Source organism: Vibrio sp. 378 (assembly GCF_033339435.1).
In genome coordinates, this window is the sequence record NZ_JAWOUO010000135.1 from 1 (window position 1) to 1,110 (window position 1,110).

Annotated in this window: 1 protein-coding gene; it reads right to left on the bottom strand. The window is 50.7% G+C overall.

From position 1 onward, the window contains the following. Window positions 1–1,110 (bottom strand): efflux RND transporter permease subunit (locus R7Q48_RS24640; RefSeq protein WP_318132736.1); only part of this gene is annotated, 1,110 nt, incomplete at both ends.

The following is a 1,110-nucleotide window of genomic DNA, read 5'->3' on the forward strand; positions in this document are numbered from 1 at the left end:
ATCACCACGCGTCACCAAGTGGCTGATGCTCTCGTAGTCTTTGGTGTTGATCAGAATCTGGCCGTAGGCAGGGTCGAGCGGTTCAGGCTCTACCGTTACCGAGAAGCGAGGTGCACTGGTGCCGACATAGCTAGAGATACTTTCCACTTCTGGTTGTGCGACCAACCATTCTTCAACTTTACGCATGTCTGCCGAGGTTTGTTCAATCTTGGCACCATTGGGTAGCCAGTAATCGAGAAACACAATTGAGCGATCCGACTGAGGAATAAAGTTCACGGCCACATACGGGATTGCCACGGCGGTGACTAAAATCAACGGAACCAAAGCGGCTAATGCTTTACGCGGGTTGTCCACCGTCCAGAATACCAACTGTTTATAACGGCTCGGTTTGGTCTCTTCGCTGTTAGCTTTTGGCTTGATGAACATCCACGCCATTAATACCGTAAACGTCATCGCGACGATCCATGAAAGCAACAGTGACGATGCCACAATGTAGAACACAGAGCTCGCAAACTCGGCGGAGTCGGTTTTGGAGAACAACACTGGGCTTGCGCCCATAATCGCGATGACAGTTGCACCTAAAAGTGGCACGGCGGTTTCTTTGACGGAATCAATCGCGGCGCGAGTTCGCTCGATACCTTTGTTGAGCTTGGCGATCATCATATCGGTGATCACAATGGCGTTATCCACCAACATGCCCAGTGCGAGAATAAACGTACCTAGCGAGACACGGTGCAAATCGATGCTGGCGATGTTCATGTATACAAGCGTGAGCAAAATCGTCAGGAGCAAGCTTGCGCCAACGATGGTCGCACTCTTAAAACCCATGAAGACCAACAACACCACAAAAACAATCGCGACACTTTCAAGCAGGTTGCCAACAAAGTCGTCGATAGACTTTTGTACTTCTTCAGGTTGATAAGCAACGGTCGAGATGTCGACACCCAGCGGCAGCGTTGCCTGGTAGTTAGCGATGATGTCTTGAATCGTATCGCCAAGTGACACCACGTTAATGCCTTGAACTGGGCTCACCGCCAAGGTGACAGCGGGCTCTCCGTTGTAGCGGTTTTCTGCCAATGCTGGTGTTTGATAACCCATGGTGATGTCGGC